This is a genomic window from Rhizobium sp. Nf11,1, assembly GCF_050587665.1.
Taxonomy (GTDB): Bacteria; Pseudomonadota; Alphaproteobacteria; order Rhizobiales; family Rhizobiaceae; genus Rhizobium.
Genome location: NZ_JBOBHU010000002.1, coordinates 41592 through 60865, shown reverse-complemented (window position 1 = coordinate 60865; position 19274 = coordinate 41592). Strand labels below are relative to the sequence as shown.

The following is a 19274-nucleotide window of genomic DNA, read 5'->3' as shown; positions in this document are numbered from 1 at the left end:
AATCGCTCTCCAGTCTTGCAGCCCGCGTCTCCAGACGCGTAGACGACACTGATCCTCGAATTGCTTCCCTGAAGCAGTTGCGGTGTCGGGCCGATCACTCCAACGGAGTCACTGATCACTTCGAGGCTCTGTCAGGCTAACCGGATAGAGTTGGCTTGCCCGAACTCCAATGCTTCCTGCGCCAATCGCGCTGCCAGGTCGGCAAACGACTGCGGCCGTCCGAAAGCATAACCCTGGAGAGTGTGGACGCCAAGATCGGCGAGCACTTTGGCATGCTCGAAGGTTTCCACGCCTTCCGCAATCACCTCCATGTCAAGCGCGCGCGCTATGTCGACCAGCGAACTGACAAGCCGGCGGCTGGGAACGGATTGCAGGATCGGCATCACAAGCTGGCGATCGATCTTGACGCGGTCCGGTCTGAGCTCGAGCAGGCCCAGCAAGGAGGCATGCCCCGATCCTAGATCGTCGATCTCGATGTCGATACCGAAGGACTTGATGGCCTGGATGTTCTGGCGCACCCGATCGCTCAGGCTGTCCAGGAATATCGTCTCTATCAGCTCGAAGCTCAATCGGCCGGGCGGGATGTCATAGCCGCCGAGTTTCGTTGTCAATTCGGGATCATCGAGACGCTCGGCGGAGAGGTTGATCGACAGCCGAACGCGCTCGAGCAGCGAGGCCGAGGATTTCATATCCAACAGGACGGCCCTCAGGATGACATCGTCAATCTCTGCGACCAATCCGTTCGACGAGGCGAGAGGCAGGAAATGCGCCGGAGCGAGAATTCCTCTCGTCGGATGGTGCCATCTCGCCAGAGCTTCGACACCGTTTACCCGGAAAGACCTGGCGTCGACCTGCACCTGGTAAAATGGACGGATCTGGCCGAGCGCCAATCCGGATCGCAGATCCTGGACGATCTGCCTTTCGTTCGCCAGCCTCGAGGCCATCTCGTCGGTGAAAATCTCGGCGCGATTCCGGCCATTCCGTTTGGCGTGGTACAAAGCCAGGTCCGACTGGGAGAGCAGCTTGGCAAAATCTGCGCTCATGGCGCTGGCAACGCCAATGGAACACTGCACGCTGAGTGCCCGGTCGACACCAGGAAGCGGGCTTTCCAGGCGTCGCTGAATATGATCGAGCACCGCCCTCGTCCTGTCGGGTTCGTCCTCAGTGACGATGACTGCGAACTCATCGCCGCCGAGGCGCGCTGCGACGTCATTCGCCGAAATGGCCTCCAGAAGAATCTCGCTGACATGACACAGAACGAGGTCGCCGACCGCATGCCCGAAGCGATCATTGATCTCCTTGAAATGGTCCACGTCTATATGGAGAAGCGCAACCTTGACGCCCTCCTGCCTGGCAAGCTCGGACAGGGCGAAATCGAAACTACGCCGGTTCAAGAGACCGGTGAGGTGATCGTGATCGGCCGCGAACCGAGCTTCCGCCCGGCTCCTCTCCAGTTCCTTGTTGAGCAGAACGTCGTCGGTCACATCCCATTCAGCGCCGACAAAGCAGGGGTCGCCGGCCGCATCGACGAAATAGCGAGCGCGCGAACGCAGATAGCGGATCGCTCCGTCTGGTCGAACAATGCGAAATTCCGATGCGTAATCCGATCTGGTTTCGATCGCCCGCAGAAATATTTCATTGGTCGCCGCCAGATCATCGGGGTGGACGCTGTCCAGCCAGATAACATCAAGCGGCGCTTTCGGAACGCCATAGATCAGCTTGAGCTGCTCGTCCCAGCGCGTCTGATTTTTTGAGATATTGTGCTGCCAGATGCCAATCCTGGATGCCTCAAGAGCCAAGCCAAGCTGGCGAAGCAGATTTTCAAGTTCGACATTCGTTCTGGATCGTTTGCTGCTCAAGGCAATCTCGCTGTTACGTTCGCCCGAGTGTCGCATTGAATATCTTAAAGAGTGCTAATCGAACGAAGGCCAAAGACCCTGCTGGCCAATCAGTCAGCCCATAAACGGCCATTGCGATGCACAAATATAACGCTCTTGCGAATGCCACCCCCCTGGTAACAGCACAAATACTAATCACATATTCCGACTGCCCATGAAATAAGCATGCTGGAATCGACTTATTTTTCCCTTTCAGCTCATGAAGTTACTGCCGTCCCTTTGGACTTGGCACACCGATTGCAGGCCTTCAATGTGCATCGGTCAACGGCGACCGCTGCAGATGGGCGCGACATAAGCGCTTACGTCAGACATCGACGTCGCAAGGATTGCCATCCGGGATGCACTCATCCCGTGGACGCATTCCGGCGGCGTTTTTTTGCGTCCGAATTCACCAAGCAGAGGGGAACCTGCAGATGAAGAAGATTTCGACGACTGCGATATCGGCAACCGGCATCACCCGCCGGAGCATGCTCAAGACGACTGCAGCGGCCGCCCTCATCGGCGCCGTCAAGACCGCCTTTCCCTCCGGCGCCTTTGCGGCCGGGGCAGGCCCTGAAGTGAACGGCATCAAGCTCGGCTTCATCGCGCTCACGGATTCCGCGCCGCTGATTATCGCCAAGGAAAAAGGCCTGTTCGAAAAATATGGACTTCCGGAAACGGATGTCGCCAAACAGGCGTCCTGGGGTGCGACGAGAGACAATCTTGTGTTGGGCGGCGCAGCCAACGGTATCGACGGCGCTCACATCCTCTCGCCGCTCCCCTATCTCATGCACACCGGCAAGGTGACGCAGAACAACAAGCCGGTGCCGATGGCAGTCCTTGCCCGGCTCAATCTCGACAGCCAGGGCATCTCCGTCGCCAAGGAATATGCCGAAACCGGCGTCCAGCTCGATGCCTCGAAGCTGAAGGCAGCCTTCGAAAAGAAGAAGACCGAAGGCAAGGAGATCAAGGCCGCCATGACCTTCCCGGGCGGCACCCACGACCTCTGGATCCGCTACTGGCTTGCCGCCGGCGGCATCGACCCGAACAAGGACGTTTCGACCATCGTCGTGCCGCCGCCGCAGATGGTGGCCAACATGAAGGTCGGCAACATGGACGTTTTCTGTGTGGGCGAGCCTTGGAACGAGCAGCTCGTCAACCAGGGCATCGGCTTCACGGCAGCCACCACCGGCGAGCTCTGGAAGGGCCATCCCGAAAAGGCGCTGGGGCTCCGCGCCGAATGGATCGAAAAGAACCCGAATGCCGCCAAGGCCCTGCTGATGGCCGTCATGGAAGCGCAGCAATGGTGCGACAGCATGGACAACAAGGCGGAGATGGCGGAGATTCTCGGCAAGCGTCAATGGTTCAACGTTCCGACCAAGGATGTGCTCGGCCGCCTGAAGGGCGATATCAATTATGGCAATGGCCGCGAGGTCAAGGCGACCGATCTCTACATGAAGTTTTGGAAGGACGGCGCCTCCTACCCGTTCAAGAGCCACGATGCCTGGTTCATGACGGAAAACATCCGTTGGGGGAACCTGCCGGCGACGACCGATGTGAAGGCGCTGGTCAACCAGGTGAACCGCGAGGATATCTGGCGCGAGGCTGCCAAGGATCTCGGCATCGCTGCTGCCGACATTCCCGCATCGTCGTCCCGCGGCAAGGAAACCTTCTTCGACGGCAAGGTCTTTGACCCTGAAAATCCCTCCGCCTACCTGGAGAGCCTTTCGATCAAGGCCGTCTCCTGATCCCGCCTCCGGCGCGCGACCGGCGCGCCGGCCTTCCATTCCCGTGAGGAGCGCGCTGATGTCCGCCCTGGCAAATAAAGAAAATCCCTCGATCGTCGCCTCTGCAAAGCCGGCGGCGAAGGTTCTGTCATTCTCCGGCAAGCAAGCATCGCGGATCGATTTTCGCCGCGCGGCGCTGACCGCACTTCACAATGTCGTTCCGCCGGCCGTCGTGCTGGCTCTCGTCCTCCTCCTCTGGCAGGCGCTCTGTTCATCGGCGGACGCCTCCCTGCCTTCGCCGCACCAGGTCTGGCAGGATAGCTACGACCTCATCGCCTATCCGTTCTTCAACTACGGCTCCCAGGATATCGGGCTCGGCTGGCGGGTGCTGGTCTCGCTGCAGCGCGTGGCTTATGGCTTCGGCCTTGCCGCAGTCACCGGCGTCATCATCGGGGCGATCATCGGTCAATCGGTCTGGGCCATGCGCGGCCTCGATCCGATCTTCCAGGTGCTGCGCACGGTGCCGCCGCTCGCCTGGCTGCCGCTGTCGCTCGCCGCATTCCAGGATTCCAGCCCTTCGGCGATCTTCGTCATCTTCATCACCTCGATCTGGCCTGTCATCATCAACACCGCCGTCGGCGTCCGCAATATTCCGCAGGATTATCGCAACGTCGCCGAGGTACTGCGCCTCAACCAGCTCGAATTCTTCTGGAAGATCATGCTGCCGTCGGCGGCCCCTTACATCTTCACCGGCCTCAGGATCGGCGTCGGCCTTTCCTGGCTCGCCATCGTCGCGGCCGAAATGCTGACCGGCGGCGTCGGCATCGGCTTCTTCATCTGGGATGCGTGGAACTCCTCGCGCCTTCCCGACATCATCGTCGCGCTCGCCTATATCGGCATCGTCGGTTTTGCTCTTGACAAGCTGGTGGCCGCGCTCGGCAAACTCGTCACCCGCGGCGCCATGGCCAACTGAGGACCATACCGATGAACGCCTATCTCAAGCTCGATCATATCGACAAGCATTTCGATCGCGGCGGCGTGCGCGCCGAAGTCCTGAAGGACATCAACCTGACGATTTCTCAGGGCGAATTCGTCTCGATCATCGGCCATTCCGGTTGCGGCAAGTCCACCCTGCTCAATCTCATTGCCGGCTTGACTCCGGTTTCGGCAGGCGCCGTGCTTCTGGAAAATCAAGAGGTCAACGAGCCGGGCCCGGAACGCGCCGTCGTTTTTCAGAACCATTCGCTCCTGCCCTGGCTGACGGTCTATGAGAACGTGAATCTCGCCGTCTCCAAGGTCTTCAGCCGAACGAAGACCAAGGCCGAGCGACATGACTGGGTGATGGCCAATCTCGACCTCGTGCAGATGGCCCATGCCAGGGACAAGCGGCCCGCGGAGATATCCGGCGGCATGAAGCAGCGCGTCGGCATTGCCCGCGCGCTTTCAATGGAGCCGAAGATCCTGCTGCTCGACGAGCCGTTCGGGGCACTCGACGCATTGACCCGCGCCCATCTTCAGGATGCGGTGATGGAGATCCATAGCCGGCTCGGCAACACGATGGTGATGATCACCCATGATGTCGATGAAGCGGTGCTGCTGTCCGACCGCATCGTGATGATGACCAACGGCCCGGCGGCCCGCATCGGCGAAGTGCTCGACGTCACGATGCCCCGTCCCCGAAATCGCATCGAGCTCGCCTCCGACCGGACATATCTCAAATGCCGCGAGGCCGTGCTCAAATTCCTTTACGAACGCCACCGCTTCATCGAAGCCGCGGAGTAAATCCCGCGAAGATTGCCAATCGGGCCGCGTTACGCATACTGGCCCGATGCAGCAATCAGACAATCAACCGGCCGCCATCGATGTCGTGCTCTGGAAATATCCGAAGAACGACAGCGGCGAGAAGCGCTGGATGCAGTGGCTTTCACCGAATGAGCGGGAGCGCGCCGCGACCTATCGCTTCGAGCGCGACCGAACCTCGTTCATCGCCGGCCGCTGTCTGCTGCGGCAAGTACTGAGCGCGCATACCGAGACGCAACCTGACAAGGTGCTGTTGCAGGCGGATGCGTACGGCAGGCTGACGGTCGAGGGTCGCAACAGGCTGCAGTTCAGCCTTTCCAATGCCGACGGGCTGGTGGCCGTCGCCGTCACTTCAGAATGCGAGCGCGTCGGGATCGACTGCGAACGCGCGGACGCCGAAATCGAAGCGGCGGCGTTGGAGAGCTATTGCAGCCTGGACGAACGGCAGTGGCTCGATCAACTGCCTGCGGGCGAACGGCCGCGTGCAGCCGTTGCCCTTTGGGCGCTCAAGGAGAGCCATCTCAAGGCACTCGGGGTAGGCTTGCGTGAAGATCCCCGCAGCGTCGCCTTTTCCTGGCAGGACGGCATCCCTGTCATGGTTCAGAGCGGCGCACCGGACCGGCAATGGCATCACCGCCTGATCGAGAGCGGCAGCCAGCACGTCGCCGCGCTGGCCGTCCACTCACAATTTCGCGCCCCCAGCATTCATGTCCTGACGTTTCAGGATGACAGCATGCCGTCCGAATGGCCGGCCCGGAGCTGATGCGACATGGCAGAAGCTGCCTCCGTCGCCCAGACCAGCTGGGCATTGTCAGGCTCGGCATCGAAATGCTGCCGGCCGAGAAGCGTGTTGACGATCTTGGCGCTACGCCACGCCATGAGGCTGAGCTGCGAGTCGGCTATGCCGTGCGAGTATCGGCCGGCGTTCTGCGCAAACAGGCGGTTGGTCCTCGGGCCTGTCCACTGCATCGTGTAGTCGTCGTTCAGGCTGGGATAGCCGTTTCTGTCGAGGCTGATCCTTTCGCTTAGCGATCCGAGCGCATCCGGCAAACGGAACCTGTAGCCGGTTGCCAGCACCACCGCATCGGCATGCAGCACCTCGATCCCGCCATCGAAATGGTTGCGGACGATGAGCCGATAGGCATTGCCGTTCCGCTCCATCTGGATCACATCGCGGTTCGGCGACAAAGATGCATTCAGCGTGCTCTGCTCAAGGTAACGCAGCGCATAGAGGCGGCGGTAGATCGAGTGGATCGTCGAAATCGACAGGCCGTCACTGGTCAGGATCGAGTTCTTCAGCGCCGCCTGCTTCTGCTCGCTGCTGAGCTTCAGATAGGCCTGCACATATTCCGGCGAGAAGACCTGGTTCGAAAACGGCGTATCGTTGATGGGCTCGAAATTATGGCGCCGGCTGATCCAGATCAGTTCCGTCATCGAGCCAGGGTCCCCAAGCAGCGCTTCCACCACCTCGCCGCCGCTCTGGCCGCCGCCGACCACGACGATGCGGGCGGCACGAAGATCCTCGAGGCGAGATTTGGCCTCGCTATTGTGGAAGCAATCCGCACCCAAGAAGGGTTTTGCCCAGTCAGGCACGAAGGGCGAAGACCCGGTGCCGATCACCAGGTTGCGCGCTTCTTCCTGGCCGTTGTCGAAGCGCAGGACGAAGCGGTCGTCGCGGTGCTCGACGTCGCGAATTTCAGTCGAAAAGCGCAAACCGTCTACGCCGTTGGCAACCCAGGCGAGATAGCGTGCAAACTCCTGCCGCGGAACGGCCTCGTAATTGGCGTTCAGGAAGGCGTAGAGCCGCTTATGGGCGACCAGATAGGAGATGAAGGACCAGCGGCTGGTCGGCAGGACCGGGGTGACGAGGTCCTTAAGGAAGGACGATTGCAGCTCGACGCCGGGCATCATCATGCCGGGATGCCAGTCGAAGGCGCCGCGCCGCTCGAAGAAGCGGCTGCGGACCTCGGGCACGGATTCCAGCAGGCAGGCAAGGCTCAGATTGGAGGGACCGATGCCGATGCCGGCAAGATCGAGCGGCTCGTTCAGGGCATCTCTGCGGGTAAAAGCGACGGTCATGCGTTATCCTTCTCTGTTTCCTTGAGACGCAGGGCAAGTCTTGAGTGGAAGGCCGGAGACCCGATCATGTGCAGGTGGTTGGTGCCGGTGATGATCTCGGCCGCGTGCGCCCGCGGCGACAGGCGGCGCCAATCGATCAGGTTGAGGCCGCGATTGAGGCTGTCGTCGGCTGCCCAGGGATAGATCGGCACGTCATGGGGAACGAGCCGATGCTTGCGGAAGATCAGAGCATTGTCGATCAGCACCCAGAACGTATGTTCGCGGCTGCTGATATCGGGTCCGTCGGTCGGCAGCGGGTCCTTCTCGTCGCCGACGAAGCGCAGGAACTGCTCGTAGGTATCGGCGTCCATCGTCGAAAGCAGCCGGTCCCATTCCGGGCGCATCGCGGTCCTTTGCAGCCAAGCGTGCACGTCCCGGTGAAGCGCATCGCGTTCGCCGGGCCGGAAGCGCGGCTTGGCGCCGATCGCGAATTCCGATCCGAGATCGCAGACATCGACCATCGCCATCATCCGGACGTCGACCTCGTTGGCGAGAGTGCGGGCAGCCTCATAGGCCAGAAGCCCGCCCCAGGACCAGCCGAGAAAGTAGCAGGGCGCACCCTTGCTGTGCTTCCTGATATAGTCGACATAGCTCTCGATGATCTCGTCAACGGGCGCGCCGACTTCCTTCTTCTCGGACAGCGAGTGGCAAATGAAGCCAGTCGCCGGCTGGTCGGCGCCGAGATAATCGACGAGTTTCACGTATTCGCGGGTGCTGACGAGAAGCCCCGGGAAGCAATAGAGCCGCGGCTTGGCCCCTGAAGCGCGCAGCACGATCACCCCGGAGAGATCTCGCTCCTCCCCCTCTTCCATCACGCCGGCAAAGGCGCGGATGGTCGGGTTGTTGAAGATATCTGCGACGGTGAGCGGGATTTTCGGCCGTCGCTGCCGCAGCTGCGTGAGGATGCGGATCGCGCCCAGCGAATTGCCGCCGATGGCGAAGAAATTGTCCTCGACGCTGATCGCTTCCAGCTTGAGAACCTGGCGCCAGACATCCAGCACCTCTTCTTCGAGCGCGGTCGCCGGCTCGATGATGGCGCGCTTGACCGGCTGGGGTGCGGGCAGCGCGAAGCGGTCGAGCTTGCTGTTCGGATTGGTCGGCATCTTTTCCAGTTCGACCACGGCCGCCGGCACCATGTAGGACGGCAGGCTGCGTTCGAGGCCGGCGCGGACCGTCCCGACGTCAAGCCTCTCGTCCTTCTTCGGCACGACATAGGCAACCAGTGCCTTTTCGCCGGCATCGTCATCGCGCAGCACGACCAGGGCTTCGCCGACGACGGGCTGCTGGAGGAGTGCTGCTTCGATCTCGCCGAGTTCGATGCGATAACCGCGCAGCTTCACCTGATGATCGACGCGGCCAACGAACTCGACGGTTCCGTCCTCGCGCCAGCGCGTCAGGTCGCCGGAGCGATAGAGCCGGCCGCCTTCCTTGGAGAATGGGTCGGGAATGAAGCGGTCGGCCGTCGTATCCGGCTTGCCAATATAGCCGCGGGCGATGCCCTCGCCGCCGATATAGAGCTCGCCGGTCACGCCGATCGGGCACAGGTTGAGGTCGGGATCGAGCACATAGACGCGCCGGAGCCCGACGGCGCGGCCGAGCGGGGCATAGACGCCCTGGAACTTGGTGCCGGCCCTCACCTTCCAGACCATCGGCGTCATGATCGTTTCCGTCGGTCCGTAGCCGTTGATCAGCCATTCCGATTTCAGCGCCCGCGACAGAAGATCGAAGGTCGATTGCGCGAGCCCCTCGCCGCCGAAGGAATAGAGCCGCATCGGCGGGGCGCCGTCGGAAATGTCGGCCCATTCCGCCAGCTGCTGCAGATAGGTTGTCGGAATGCTGGCATTGTTGGCGCCATGCTTGCGCATCGCCGTCAGCGTCTCTTCCGGGGTCCAGAGCGGCTGGTCGGGAAGGATGATGCTGCCGCCCTCCATCAGCGGGTTCATCCACCGCTCATGGCCGCCGTCCGAGCTGAAGGGCAGGAAGGGCAGCTCGCGGGACTCCGAGCTTATGCCATAGACACGCGAGGTATTCTGCAGATGGTGCGTTAGTGGACCGTGCTCGACGGCCACACCTTTCGGCAATCCCGTCGAACCCGAGGTATACATGACATAGGCGAGCTGGTCCTTGTGCGTGGGAACATGGAGCGGCGTATCCGGCTCGCCGTCGAGATCGAGCTTGTCGAGTTCGAGAACTATGGCGTCGAGCTCTTCCGGCAGGCGATGGCGCAGCCAGCTATGGGTGAGGAAGATCTTCACCCCGCCGTCGCGCAGGATGTGATGGTTTCGCACCGGCGGATGATCTGGCTCGACCGGAATATAGGCGCCCCCGGCCTTCAGCGTGGCAAGGATGCCGACGATCGCCTCCGGAGAGCGCTTGATGAAGATCGCGACCGTCACTTCGGCGCGGACACCGAGCTGCCGCAGCCGATGCCCGAGGCGGTTCGTGCTCGCCTCCAACCAGCCATGGCTCCACTCCTCGTCGCCATAAACGATTGCCGTCTTCTCAGGCGTCCGGCGCGAATGGGCCGAAATCAGCTCGTGCACCGGCCGGTCGTCATTGACGACGTCATCCTCATAGGGCGCCGACAGCCAGTCGAGCTCGTTGCTGCCGACGAGTTCGATATCTCTAATCCTGAGATTTGGCTGCGCGACGATCTGCTCGAGCACCAGACGGAAATGCTTGGCGACACGGGCGATCAGGGCGCCATCATAGAGATCCTGAGCATAGTCGATCAGCCCGTACGCGGCGCCATCTGTACGAGCCTCGATCACGAGGGAAAGCTCGCTATCGGCGCGAGCGCCCAGCGGTTCCAGGTTCGTCGCCTGCCTCGGAACCGGATAGGGTTCGCGGAATTCGAACAGCGCCTTGACCACGGCTTCCTGTGCGGCCGCTTCGTCGACGACCAACTCCTGCGTGATGCGCTCCAGCGGCAACAGCCGGCGAAGCCCCTCCTCCGTCACTGAGGAGATCGCCGCAACGACATCGTCGAGAGAGTGCCGGGAGGTCAGCGAAAGCACGAGAGGAAGCACCTGTTCGGCGCGGCCGCGGCTGGCGAAATGCTCGGTGCGGGGGCGGGCGATCAGCAGCCCGGTCAGCAAAGCATAGTTGCCGCTGTAGCGCGCCAGCAGCGCGCAGAAGGCGGCGTGAAGCACGCGCTCGATCTGGTATCTCTTGCTCTCCGCATGCCGTTCGAGCTTGGCCCAGAGGTTGGGCTCGATCGCAAACCGATGCTCAGCACGCGCCACGCCGGCAAGCCCGCCGCTGTTGAAGCGGGTGGGAAAGGTCGAGGCCGCGTAGTCGAGACCGATCGTGTCGCGCCAATAGGCAAGCGCTTGGCGCGCTTCATCCGTCTCCAGCCATTCTTCCTCCCGCGTCCCGGCCGATATTTCCGCCGGCTGCACGTCGCCGGCGGGTTCACCATCGAGAATGCGCGCCAGCGAAGCGGCAAGAACGGATTTTTCGCAGTCGTCGCAGATGATCGGATGCAGCACGATCGTCAGCAGCGACTGCCCATCGGGCAGCAGGATGATCTGGATGCGCGCCCCCGGCCCTTCCAGGAGATCGAAGCGCCTGTCGCGGAAGGCTTTTCGCGCTGCCAAGGCTTCAGCCTCGGAAAGAGCCGCTCCTTCCTTGCCGAGGATTTCGATCGGCACGGCGTTCGATGCGCCGCGATATTGCTCGATGCGGCCGCCCGCCAGCCGGCGGAAACGAGTGGAAAGCGACGGGTTCTCAGCCACGAGCGCGCGGCAGGCGCCGGCGATCGTCTCGACGCCGGTCGCGGCGCCCAAGCGCAGCCCGATGACCTGATCGGGAAAGACCGTGTAATTGCCGATCTGCTCCAGCGACCAGATGCGCTTCTGCGCGATCGTCAGCGGAAAACTCTCGAAGACGGCATCCACAGCGTCGGTCGGGCGGGCATCGGCGAAATTGGTAATCTGCTTGTTCATCTTGCCATCCAGACGTTTTCAGAGACGCGCATCGGCTGCCATGGCCGAGCGTAGGGAGAGCGGGCGAGGGTCGGTCCAGATTTCACGGATATGGGCGAGGCACTCCTGGCGCGAACCGGCAAAACCCGCAGGCTGCCAGCTCACTGGAATCCGCTTGTCCTGCGGCCAGACCGAGTAGTGATGCTCGGTGTCGATGACGACGATCCAGAGATCGTCGCGGGGCTCAAGATTGTCCATTGGAAGCTCCTGCAGAGATTGACGTCATGCGCTAATGACGGATCCCCACTGCCGGAGTTTAGAAAAATTGCTGAGAATTTTTTTCTTCGTTTACCCCTAAATCCGCCCAAGGATGGATCGTCATTCTATCAAATCGCCGCAGGAGCGGGCTTCATGCTCGCAGCATCAAAAGCCCTGCCGATCAAGGAGAACATCATGGATTTCGACGCCGCCAAGCAAAGGCGGGCTCTACAGGCGCGCAGCTATGTCAGGCTCGCCCCCAATATCGTCCATCTCCACACCGTGCACGGGAATCACGAAGTCGCCCTCGAAGTCGAAGCCGGCATCGCCTCGCTGACCTTCTACGAGGGAAATCCCGTGCAATCGGCCGAGCTTCTCATGGCCGCCGCCGAAGCGGTGACGGCGCAAGACCGCTCGATCAAATCGGTCGCCTTCGAAGGCCAGCAGGCCAGCCTTCCCCGGCACATCTCAGGCACCGATGGACGGCTCGAATCCGCGATCCTCTGGCAATGGCCCTCCCCGTGGCTGCCGCAGATGTCCTATCCGCTGCCGCCCGTGCAGGAGATGACGGCGGGCCGCTACCATCCGCGCCGGCCTGCAAAGCCGAAAGGCACGGTCTACCAGCGCTTCATCCCGTGGCTGGAACGGGACATCAGCTTCAGGGTGGCCGATCCCGAGACCGATCTTGCGGCCTTTAACCGTTGGATGAACGACGAGCAGGTCAACACGATCTGGGAGGATGCGGGCTCGATCGAGAAGCACCGGGAGATCCTGGAGGAGAGGATCGCCGATCCGCATGTCCTGCCACTGATCGGCAGTTTCGCCGACATTCCCTTCGGCTATTTCGAGGTCTACTGGGCCAAGGAAAACCGGCTCGGTCCCTACTACGATGCCGACGATTACGATCGCGGATGGCATGTCGCGATCGGCGAGCCGGATTATCGCGGCAAGAAATGGATCAGCGCGTGGCTTCCCTCGCTGATGCATTTCATCTTCCTCGACGATCCCCGCACGAAACGCATCGTCGGCGAGCCGCGCGCCAGCCACGAGCAGCAGATCCGCAATCTCGACCGCTCGGGCTTCGCCAAGATCAAGCATTTCGATTTTCCACACAAGCGGGCGCTCCTCGTCATGCTGACCCGCGAGCGCTTCTTCGGCGATCATCTCTGGGTGCCCGCATCATGAACGACATGAGCGAGATGAGCGGCAGCCTGCGGAAACGGCGGCTTGCGCCGGAAGATCTTGCCAGCCCGCAGCTTTTCCGGCTGCTGCTGCGTCTCGGCCTGCCCGCTATGTTCGGCCTGTCGATCAATGCCGCCCATCACACGATCAACATGGCCTTCGTCGGCATGATCGGCGAAGACCAGATCGCCGCGATCATGATCGTGCTGCCGATCCTGATGCTCGTCGCAGCCTTCGGCGAGGGTATCGGCGTCGGCGTGGCAACCGAGGTCGGGCGGGCGCTCGGCGCCGGCAACCGGTCGAGGGCGAGTACGCTGGCCTCGGTCAGCCTGGCCGCCGGCATCGCCTTCGGCGCGGCAAGCGCGGCCGCCATCGTTACCTTCCCATCTTTCCTGCTGTTCGGCGCCACGCCAGCCATCCAGCCGCTTGCGCAGCATTACCTCCTCATCATCGCGGTCTCGATCCCGCTGACAATGGCGCAGATCATTCTCGATTTCCTGGCGATCGCCGAGGGCAATGCCCGCTTCAGCATGTGGACGCTGGTCGCCTGCTTTGCGCTGAACATCATTCTCGACCCGATCATGATCTTCGGCTTCGGCCTCGGGCTGCAAGGCGTGGCGATGGCGACCATCCTCTCGCAGCTCGTGGCGCTCTCAATCTACGGCGCCTATCATGCGAGACGGCTCGGGACGATCCGGCTGACGTTCTGCTGGCGGCTCGGCGATGTCAGGCATCTGAGGCCGGTCCTTGCCGTGGGCGCGCCGACGACACTGACGAGCCTCGCAACCGCTGGCGCAATCGCCGCGATGCTGTCGTTCGCCGGCACCTATCGTGGCGAGGACGGCATTGCCGGAGTCGGGATCGCCCTGCGGCTGCTTTCGGTCGGCGCACTTCCCGTCATGGGCATTTCGCTGGGCGCGCAGTCCATCCTGAGCTTCGCCTGGGGCCGCGGGGATATATCACGGGTGCTCTCGGCAACCCGCATGCTAACCGCCGTCACGAGCGCGGTCGGCGGCGCCTACGGGTTGACGGCGATCATCTTCTCCGGGCACCTTGCCTCGTTCTTCACCGACAATGCATCCGTGGCATCGATCGCAGGCCAGGCGATCGTCGCAACCCATCTCCCCTTCCTGCTGTTCGGCCTCCGGCAGACCGTGCTGATTCTCTTCCAAGCACAGGGCAGGCCGAAAGCCGCCCTTGCCGTAGGCTTGGCGCAATATGGTTATCTTCTCTTTCCGTTGCTTGCTTTCCTGCCGCCCTTCTTCGGTTTTTCAGGCCTGCTCGCAGCCATGTTTCTGGCCTCGTCGCTCACCGGCCTGCTGTCATGCTTCTGCCTGGCGAGATCACTCAGCGCGCTCCGGCAGAGCTCGGCCGGTGATCTGACCGCACTCCGTCCCTATCCCAGCTTTTGCCCCTGAGAGGATCATCATGAACCTGTCCTTCAGCCCACGCGACCTTGGCGACCAAGCGGCCGACGATCTCTTCACGCCCGTCGATCCCTCGGCCTTCAACGCCGTGTCGCCGCCGATCTTCCAGACCTCGCTCTTCACCTATGACAGTTACGAGGCGATGGAGGATGTCTTCGCCGGCCGGGCGCGCAACTTCATCTATTCGCGCGGCGACAATCCGACTGTCCGTGAATTCGAGCTCTTGGTCGCCCGCCTCGAAGGCGCGGAAGATGGGCGCGCCTTTTCAAGCGGAACGGCCGCCATCACCGCGACCATTCTCAGTCTCGTGGAAGCGGGCGACCGGGTCGTCGCCGTCCGCCACCTCTATAATGATGTCTACCGCCTGCTGGTGAAGCTGCTCGGCAGGCTCGGCGTCACGGTGGATTTCGTCGATCCTTCCGACCATGACGAGGTGCGCAAGGCGCTGCCGGGCGCCAAGCTGCTCTATCTCGAAAACCCCTCCTCTTTCATCTTCGAGCTTCAGGACATCGCAGCCCTGTCGGCCATGGCGAAAGAGGCCGGTGTGACGACCATTATCGACAATTCCTGGGCGACGCCGCTCTTCCAGAAGCCGATCCAGCACGGCGTCGATATCGTCATTCATGCCGCCTCGAAATATCTCGGCGGCCACAGCGATACGGTCGCCGGCGTCGTCGTCGGCTCGAAGGAGGCGATCGCCAGGATCAACTCGACCTCCTACCCCTATGTCGGCGCCAAGCTCTCGCCCTTCGAAGCCTGGCTGCTGCTGCGCGGCATTCGCACGCTGCGTGTGCGCCTCAAGGAGCATGAGCGCAGCGGGCTTCTGCTCGCCGATCGGCTGAAGCAGCATCCCGACATCGCGCGCGTTCGCCACCCGGCCTTTCAAGACCATCCCGGCCGGGCGACGCTGTCGGGTTATGCCGGGCTCTTCGCTTTCGACCTCACGCCCGACATAGATGTCGCGCGTTTCGTCAATGCGCTGCGCGAGATCCGCCTCGGCGTCAGCTGGGGAGGGCCGGAAACGCTTGTGGTCCCCGCCAAGGTGGCGCTGCAGATTCCCGACCGGATGACCACCTTCATCCGGTTCGGCGTGAGCGAGCAGACGATACGTTTCGCCGTTGGGCTGGAAGAGCCGGAATTGCTGTGGAACGATTTGCAGCAGGCTCTGCACGCCGCGCGGCGCTAGGATCCTGCCGATGTTCGTGATCGGCACGAGGGGAGTCGGTGATCGCCGAATGGCAATGCTGCTCCGCCGCCTTGATCATGAAATTAACAAGGGTCCGTGAGACGCCGAGTTCGGCCGCGATGTCCTTCTGCGGCACGCCGTTCAGGCGGTGACGGATGAAGGCGTCGTTGGTGCGCTTCGGCAGCGCCTCGAGCGAAGCCAGCACGTCACGCAGGGTCTCTGCTGCAACGAGCTGGTCAAGCACCGTTGGGACGGGAGCCGTGATCTCCTGGATTTGATCTATCGACCTGTGGTTGTTCGTCTGATGGCGCTGGCGGCGGCTCTCATCCAGTGCGAGATTATAGACCATCCGGAAGGCATAGCCGATGGGGCAGCGAATACCGTCGACATTGACCCCATAAGCTTTGATGACTCCGTCCTGAAATATGTCCTCGGAGTATGCCCTTGATTTGACAACGCTTTCGATCGTCTTCAGGAGCTTATCCTTGTTTTCGATCATTGCGTTGACAACCGCATTCCCGTTCACATCACGATGCGATGCTCGCATTGTCCTGTACCTTTTTACGAATGGAAAATCAGGCTCTGTCTTGGTGGTCGGTTCGGCCTTGGCGCTCCTTTTTCAAAGCGGATGTGCACGATGTGATTGCAGTGTCTATTTTAAGGTGATAACAAGAGTCAAGTTTAAATCCACAGGGCTGAAGGCGAGAAAAAAATGGGACGAACAGTTGAGATCCTGACCGGCAAGGCGGAACTCTGCCGATCGATCATGAGTGCCTTGCCCGACTGGTTTTCGGAGTCCGAGGTCATCGAAGCGAGCGCCCAGGCGATCGAGAAGTTGCCGGTGTTCGGCTATATCGAAGCGGATGTCGTCACCGCGCTGATGGCCTTGAAGCCGCACCTGCCTGATGCCGTCGAAATTGCGCTGATCGCGACGCGGCCGGAATATCACGGCCAGGGCGCAGGGCGACATCTCCTCGACGCTGCCGAAGGCTTCGCCCAGAAATCGGGCGCCCGGCTGCTGACGGTCAAGACGCTTGCGCCGCGCGGCCGCGACGAACCGCAATTCGAGGCGACGCGGCGCTTCTATGACCGGACCGGCTTCGTCAAGGCCGAGGTCTTTCCAAAACTCTGGCATGAGGATCATCCGTGCCTGTTCATGGTCAAGCCGTTAACGGACACGCAGCCAGGCAGGACCGCACTTTGAGACGACGAGACTTTCTTCTTGGCGCTCTGGCAATGACCGGCTCGCCCACCCTCGCGCGCGCCGGAGATGCCAACATCGTCTCGCTCGACTATGGTCTGGCGTCGACGATGCTGGCGCTCGGCAGCGTGCCACGTGCAATCGCCTCCCTGAGGAACTGGCCGGAATGGGTGGTCGAGCCGGCGATGCCCGCAGGTGTCGTCGATATCGGCACCACCGCCGAAATCAATCTCGAAGTCCTCACCAGCCTCAGACCATCGCTCATCCTCAGCACGCCGTTCCTGGCCGCGCTGGACGAAAAACTCTCCCGCATCGCACCGGTGGAGATATTCACCGTCTACGCCGAGAACGGCGATGCGCTCGACCGCTCCTATGCGGAAACGCTGCGTCTCGGCGCCATGATCGGCCGGCAGCGGCAAGCGGAGGCATTTCTCGCCCGCGCCGATACCACCTTCGCCCGGCTGCGCGACCGGACCAATAACTTGTCGGCGGCGCCGGTCGCCGTCATCAACTTCATCGACCAGAGGCATGCGCGCATCTATGGCGGTCCCGGGCTCTACGGCGGCGCCATGCGCCGCATCGGCCTCGAAAATGCCTGGAAGGGCGAAGCGAGCTACTGGGGATTTCAGACGATCGGCCTGGAGCAACTCGCCGAACTCGACCAAGAGGCCCATCTCGTCGTCGTTTCGCCCCTGCTTCCGCCCGATGTCCTGAGCCGGCTTTCCGAAAGTCCGCTGTGGACTAGCCTTCCCTTCGTCAGGCGGCAGCGGATCTCGGTCGTTCCAGGCGTCCTGATGTTTGGGATGGTCCAGGAAGCGCTGCGCTTTTCGACCCTGATGGTCGATGTTCTGGAGACTGCCGCCTGATGAAAGCGCGAACTTCCGGCTTTGGCGCGCCAGCGCTGGCGGCGCTGCTGCTGTTTTCGGGCCTGGGCCTGGCTCTCCTCGACCTGCTCCCGTCGTTGCCCCATCTGGAGACATCAGTCGGATACGATGCGCAGCACCTTCTCCTCCTCTATTCCACGCTGCCGCGCATGGCGACGGCCCTGATCACCGGCGCCGCGCTTGCGCTGTCGGGCACGATCCTGCAACAGGTGCTGCGCAATCCGCTCGCTTCACCAACGACGCTCGGCGTCTCGGCCGGGGCCAATCTGGCGCTGGTCTCCGTCATGCTCGCCTTCCCGTCGCTGACGGGATGGGGTCGCGACGCGGTCGCACTTGCCGGAAGCGCTGCTGCCGCCTTCGCCATCTTCTCGATCAGCGCCCGGCACGGCTTCTCGCCCTTTTCCCTCATCCTGTCGGGCATGATCACCGGCCTCTGGTGCGGCGCGGCGGCGGCCATTCTCGTTCTGATGAACGATCAATATCTCTCCGGGATCTTCATCTGGGGCGCCGGGTCTCTGTCGCAGCAAAGCTGGGCGATCCCGCTGTCGCTGCTGCCCAAGGTTGCCCTCCTCGCCGGCCTCGCCTTGCTCGCCGCGAGACCGCTGGCGCTGAGCCAGCTCGGAGATGCCGGCGCAGCGAGCCTAGGTCTGCCGATCAAATGGGCGCGCGGCTTTATCATAGCGATTGCGATTGCGCTGAGCGCCCTCGTCACCAGTGCCGTCGGCGTCATCGGCTTCATCGGGCTGGTCGCCCCGCAGATCGTCCGGCTAGCCGGCGCACGCCGGGTCGTCAGCCAGTTGATCTGGTCGCCCATAGCAGGCGCCGGCCTTCTTCTTCTGACCGATGAGGCGATCAAGCTCCTCGCTCCTGGCGATTTCGTGCCGACCGGGGCCGTCACCGCATTGCTCGGCGGACCGATCCTGATTGCTCTGCTTCCACGCCTTGCAACAGCCTCACGCACGCTCCCCGGCATGACCTCACCACGGCTCGCGATCGGCAGCAAAGGGTCCTCCCTCGTCCTGCTGTTCGCCTCGGTCGTCGCATTGGCGATCGCCGCGATCTTCTTCGGCCGGGCATCAGATGGCGCGTGGACATGGCTGCCCGCCGCCTCATGGAATGAAATCCTCCCCCTCCGCCTGCCGCGGGTCGGCGCCGCCTTCGGCGCAATGCTCGATGCCGGGATCGGCGTGCTGGCGGCAAGCGGCGATCCGCGCGGCCTGGCTCTGGTCCGCTGGATGTCTGGCTCGACCTATTTCGTCGACAACCGCGTTGCGGCAAGCGCCATGCTGATAGCGCTTGCCTGTCTCATCGCGGCCTTTCTCGCAAGCCGCTGGCTTGCGCTGCTGCAGCTCGGGCCGGAGACGGCGAGCGAACTCGGCCTCAGGATCGCTTCGGCGCGCGGCGTCCTCTTCGGGCTCTCGGCGATCATGACAGCTGCCGCCACGCTTGTCGTCGGCCCCTTGAGCTTCGTCGGCCTGATGGCGCCGCAGCTTGCCCACGGGCTCGGCCTTCGCCGCCCCTCGACCCAGCTCCTCGCGGCCGCCGTCATCGGCGCAACCCTGCTCGTCATCGCCGACTGGGCCGGCCGCATGATCGCCTTCCCCTATCAGGTTCCCGCCGGTTTGATCTCGGCGCTGGTCGGGGCGCCGATGCTGCTTTTCGTTCTGCGCCGGCGGCCTTGAGACACC

The 19274-nt window shown here is 62.4% G+C and carries 15 protein-coding genes; 10 read left to right on the top strand and 5 right to left on the bottom strand.

Annotated elements, in window-relative coordinates; all coding sequences use genetic code 11:
• Positions 1-131: 131 nt before the first annotated feature.
• Complete coding sequence (locus ACQ7C1_RS03170) at positions 132-1859, bottom strand: putative bifunctional diguanylate cyclase/phosphodiesterase (RefSeq protein WP_430957291.1); 1728 nt, start codon at positions 1857-1859, stop codon at positions 132-134.
• Between the two features lie 452 nt (positions 1860-2311).
• Here ACQ7C1_RS03170 and ACQ7C1_RS03165 point away from each other — a divergent pair, with 452 nt between their 5' ends.
• The 4 genes from ACQ7C1_RS03165 to ACQ7C1_RS03150 are packed head-to-tail and all read left to right on the top strand — an operon-like array spanning position 2312 to position 6167.
• Complete coding sequence (locus tag ACQ7C1_RS03165; RefSeq protein ID WP_097601190.1) at positions 2312-3625, top strand: CmpA/NrtA family ABC transporter substrate-binding protein; 1314 nt, start codon at positions 2312-2314, stop codon at positions 3623-3625.
• A gap of 58 nt (positions 3626-3683) precedes the next feature.
• A complete protein-coding gene (ntrB, locus tag ACQ7C1_RS03160) occupies positions 3684-4577 on the top strand; it encodes a nitrate ABC transporter permease (protein WP_183698454.1) in 894 nt (297 codons plus the stop codon).
• An 11-nt stretch (positions 4578-4588) separates the two neighbouring features.
• Entirely contained in the window at positions 4589-5386 is a 798-nt protein-coding gene (locus ACQ7C1_RS03155; protein WP_085781813.1) for an ABC transporter ATP-binding protein, read from the top strand.
• 46 nt (positions 5387-5432) lie between these two features.
• On the top strand, positions 5433-6167 hold the full coding sequence (locus tag ACQ7C1_RS03150) for a 4'-phosphopantetheinyl transferase family protein (RefSeq protein WP_430957290.1): 735 nt from the start codon (positions 5433-5435) through the stop codon (positions 6165-6167).
• Here ACQ7C1_RS03150 and ACQ7C1_RS03145 read toward each other — a convergent pair.
• The 3 genes from ACQ7C1_RS03145 to ACQ7C1_RS03135 are packed head-to-tail and all read right to left on the bottom strand — an operon-like array spanning position 6125 to position 11706.
• Positions 6125-7483, bottom strand: a complete 1359-nt coding sequence (locus ACQ7C1_RS03145) for a lysine N(6)-hydroxylase/L-ornithine N(5)-oxygenase family protein (RefSeq protein ID WP_430957289.1) — start codon at positions 7481-7483, stop codon at positions 6125-6127. The two genes, ACQ7C1_RS03150 and ACQ7C1_RS03145, sit on opposite strands and share 43 nt — an antisense overlap.
• Positions 7480-11469: an amino acid adenylation domain-containing protein gene (locus tag ACQ7C1_RS03140; RefSeq protein WP_430957288.1), complete on the bottom strand. Its 3990-nt coding sequence runs from the start codon at positions 11467-11469 to the stop codon at positions 7480-7482. Before ACQ7C1_RS03140 ends, ACQ7C1_RS03145 begins: the two co-directional genes overlap by 4 nt.
• Positions 11470-11487: 18 nt before the next feature.
• Complete coding sequence (locus tag ACQ7C1_RS03135; RefSeq protein WP_430957287.1) at positions 11488-11706, bottom strand: MbtH family protein; 219 nt, start codon at positions 11704-11706, stop codon at positions 11488-11490.
• Positions 11707-11901: 195 nt separating this feature from the next.
• Here ACQ7C1_RS03135 and ACQ7C1_RS03130 point away from each other — a divergent pair, with 195 nt between their 5' ends.
• Genes ACQ7C1_RS03130 through ACQ7C1_RS03120 form a run of 3 tightly spaced genes read left to right on the top strand, consistent with a single transcriptional unit; the run spans position 11902 to position 15501 of the window.
• On the top strand, positions 11902-12891 hold the full coding sequence (locus ACQ7C1_RS03130) for a GNAT family N-acetyltransferase (protein WP_430957595.1): 990 nt from the start codon (positions 11902-11904) through the stop codon (positions 12889-12891).
• Complete coding sequence (locus tag ACQ7C1_RS03125) at positions 12888-14306, top strand: MATE family efflux transporter (protein WP_430957286.1); 1419 nt, start codon at positions 12888-12890, stop codon at positions 14304-14306. The genes ACQ7C1_RS03130 and ACQ7C1_RS03125 overlap by 4 nt, the downstream gene beginning before the upstream one ends.
• Before the next feature lie 10 nt (positions 14307-14316).
• Complete coding sequence (locus ACQ7C1_RS03120; protein ID WP_430957285.1) at positions 14317-15501, top strand: PLP-dependent transferase; 1185 nt, start codon at positions 14317-14319, stop codon at positions 15499-15501.
• Here ACQ7C1_RS03120 and ACQ7C1_RS03115 read toward each other — a convergent pair.
• The gene (locus tag ACQ7C1_RS03115; protein ID WP_430957284.1) at positions 15392-16048 is read right to left on the bottom strand and encodes a sigma-70 family RNA polymerase sigma factor; all 657 of its coding nucleotides are present in this window, start codon (positions 16046-16048) and stop codon (positions 15392-15394) included. The two genes, ACQ7C1_RS03120 and ACQ7C1_RS03115, sit on opposite strands and share 110 nt — an antisense overlap.
• Before the next feature lie 165 nt (positions 16049-16213).
• Here ACQ7C1_RS03115 and ACQ7C1_RS03110 point away from each other — a divergent pair, with 165 nt between their 5' ends.
• Genes ACQ7C1_RS03110 through ACQ7C1_RS03100 form a run of 3 tightly spaced genes read left to right on the top strand, consistent with a single transcriptional unit; the run spans position 16214 to position 19268 of the window.
• Positions 16214-16705, top strand: coding sequence for a GNAT family N-acetyltransferase (locus ACQ7C1_RS03110; protein WP_430957283.1), 492 nt, complete (start codon positions 16214-16216; stop codon positions 16703-16705).
• 32 nt (positions 16706-16737) lie between these two features.
• A complete protein-coding gene (locus ACQ7C1_RS03105) occupies positions 16738-17568 on the top strand; it encodes an iron-siderophore ABC transporter substrate-binding protein (protein ID WP_430957282.1) in 831 nt (276 codons plus the stop codon).
• On the top strand, positions 17568-19268 hold the full coding sequence (locus ACQ7C1_RS03100) for an iron ABC transporter permease (protein ID WP_430957281.1): 1701 nt from the start codon (positions 17568-17570) through the stop codon (positions 19266-19268). Before ACQ7C1_RS03105 ends, ACQ7C1_RS03100 begins: the two co-directional genes overlap by 1 nt.
• Positions 19269-19274: the final 6 nt, after the last annotated feature.

What these genes read in the sequence shown, in the direction of transcription:
- ACQ7C1_RS03165 (WP_097601190.1), top strand. Translation starts at nt 2,312, where the DNA reads ATGAAGAAGATTTCGACGACTGCGATATCGGCAACCGGCATCACCCGC.
- ntrB (WP_183698454.1), top strand. Translation starts at nt 3,684, where the DNA reads ATGTCCGCCCTGGCAAATAAAGAAAATCCCTCGATCGTCGCCTCTGCA.
- ACQ7C1_RS03155 (WP_085781813.1), top strand. Translation starts at nt 4,589, where the DNA reads ATGAACGCCTATCTCAAGCTCGATCATATCGACAAGCATTTCGATCGC.
- ACQ7C1_RS03150 (WP_430957290.1), top strand. Translation starts at nt 5,433, where the DNA reads ATGCAGCAATCAGACAATCAACCGGCCGCCATCGATGTCGTGCTCTGG.
- ACQ7C1_RS03145 (WP_430957289.1), bottom strand. Translation starts at nt 7,483, where the DNA reads ATGACCGTCGCTTTTACCCGCAGAGATGCCCTGAACGAGCCGCTCGAT.
- ACQ7C1_RS03140 (WP_430957288.1), bottom strand. Translation starts at nt 11,469, where the DNA reads ATGAACAAGCAGATTACCAATTTCGCCGATGCCCGCCCGACCGACGCT.
- ACQ7C1_RS03135 (WP_430957287.1), bottom strand. Translation starts at nt 11,706, where the DNA reads ATGGACAATCTTGAGCCCCGCGACGATCTCTGGATCGTCGTCATCGAC.
- ACQ7C1_RS03130 (WP_430957595.1), top strand. Translation starts at nt 11,902, where the DNA reads ATGGATTTCGACGCCGCCAAGCAAAGGCGGGCTCTACAGGCGCGCAGC.
- ACQ7C1_RS03125 (WP_430957286.1), top strand. Translation starts at nt 12,888, where the DNA reads ATGAACGACATGAGCGAGATGAGCGGCAGCCTGCGGAAACGGCGGCTT.
- ACQ7C1_RS03120 (WP_430957285.1), top strand. Translation starts at nt 14,317, where the DNA reads ATGAACCTGTCCTTCAGCCCACGCGACCTTGGCGACCAAGCGGCCGAC.
- ACQ7C1_RS03115 (WP_430957284.1), bottom strand. Translation starts at nt 16,048, where the DNA reads ATGCGAGCATCGCATCGTGATGTGAACGGGAATGCGGTTGTCAACGCA.
- ACQ7C1_RS03110 (WP_430957283.1), top strand. Translation starts at nt 16,214, where the DNA reads ATGGGACGAACAGTTGAGATCCTGACCGGCAAGGCGGAACTCTGCCGA.
- ACQ7C1_RS03105 (WP_430957282.1), top strand. Translation starts at nt 16,738, where the DNA reads ATGACCGGCTCGCCCACCCTCGCGCGCGCCGGAGATGCCAACATCGTC.
- ACQ7C1_RS03100 (WP_430957281.1), top strand. Translation starts at nt 17,568, where the DNA reads ATGAAAGCGCGAACTTCCGGCTTTGGCGCGCCAGCGCTGGCGGCGCTG.